The organism is Leucobacter sp. Ag1 (genome assembly GCF_000980875.1).
GTDB lineage: Bacteria > Actinomycetota > Actinomycetes > Actinomycetales > Microbacteriaceae > Leucobacter > Leucobacter iarius.
This window is the reverse complement of sequence record NZ_LAYO01000022.1, coordinates 1-1493: the sequence shown is the minus strand read 5'-3', so window position 1 is coordinate 1493 and position 1493 is coordinate 1. Positions and strand designations below refer to the sequence as shown.

The following is a 1493-nucleotide window of genomic DNA, read 5'->3' as shown; positions in this document are numbered from 1 at the left end:
GCGGCGCGGCCTCATACCAATGACACTGCGGCTGGGTATGGTTATGCGTTTACGTCTCGTGATGCTGGGGCGTCGTGGGTGCAGGTCGCTTCGTTGGGTGGGCGTGAGGAACGAACCGGTGACAACTGATCGTTAGTGCCGGGAGGCGCTGGCGGGGAGGATGTCATCATGCCCGGTCCTTATCCCAGAGAGTTCCGCGAGGACGTCGTCGCGGTCGCCAGACGTCGTGAGAGCGGCGTCACCATCAAACAGATCGCGACCGACTTCGGGATCAGCGAAGCGACGCTGCAGAACTGGCTCCGCCAAGCCGATGTCGAAGAAGGCAACCGTCCCGGTCAGACCGCGGCGGACGCAGCTGAGGCGCGGGAGCTGAAGAAGCGGATCCGCCTCCTCGAGCAGGAGAACGAGGTCCTCAGGCGGGCGGCGGCGTATCTGTCGCAGGCGAACCTGAAACTCGGTGGCTCCCCAAAATGACGTACCCGCTCGTATCTGAGCTCGCCGACGCGGGGATTCCCGTGACGGTGTCGTGCCGGGTCCTCAAGCTCGCCCGCCAGCCCTACTACCGGTGGAGAGGCGACCCGATCCGGGACGCGGACGTGCTTCGGGCGCACCGGATCAACGCGCTCCACGACGCGCACCACGAGGACCCGACGTTCGGCTACCGATACCTCGCCGACGAGGCGCGGCGAGCCGGATGGCGGATGAGTCGGCGGACGGCGTGGAAGCTGTGCTCGCAGGCCGGGATCCTCTCGTCCGCACAGCGCCGTCGGCGCGGGAAGGGGAAGAAGGTCGGCCCGCCGGTGTTCGACGACCACGTGCAACGGGTGTTCCGCGCCGATGCGCCGAACCGGCTCTGGCTCACGGATATCACGGAGCATTGGACGAGCGAAGGCAAGCTCTACTGCTGCGCGATCAAGGACGTGTTCTCCAACCGAATCGTCGGCTACTCGATCTCGGATCGGATGACCGCGAAGCTCGCCGTCGACGCCGTACGCAACGCCGTCACGCGACGTGGTGACGTTGCCGGATGCATCCTGCACGCCGACAGGGGCAGCCAATTTCGGAGCAGGGCGATGGCCCGCGAGCTGCGCCGTCACGACATGGTCGGATCGATGGGCCGAGTCGGTGCGGCCGGGGACAACGCGGCCATGGAGAGCTTCTGGTCGCTTCTCCAAACGAACGTCCTCAACCAGCAGCGGTGGGCGACCAAGCAGGAGCTGCGCCTGGCCATCGTGGTCTGGATCGAGCGGAAGTATCACCGCCAGCGAGCCCAGGACACCCTCGGCGGATTGACGCCCATCGAGTTCGAAGCCAAACTAACCGAGCCGCTCACACTCGCGGCCTAAACCGAAACTGTCACCAGTTCGTTCCTCACGCCCCCGGGGCGGGCGCATTGGGGGGAACGTGCCCGAGGGGGTCTCGCCCTCGTCGTACACGCTCGCGGGCCCGCCGATGATGCGCGGATCGGGGGTGCCGACCACCTTGCGGTCCTT

At 66.5% G+C, this 1493-nt stretch carries 1 protein-coding gene; it reads left to right on the top strand.

Translation table 11 applies throughout. The features are described from left to right. Positions 1–168 precede the first annotated feature (168 nt). A protein-coding gene (locus XM48_RS00065; protein ID WP_369699841.1) for an IS3 family transposase occupies positions 169–1346 on the top strand; the annotation gives its coding sequence in 2 pieces (ribosomal slippage) (positions 169–435 and positions 438–1346; 1176 coding nt in all). Positions 1347–1493: the final 147 nt, after the last annotated feature.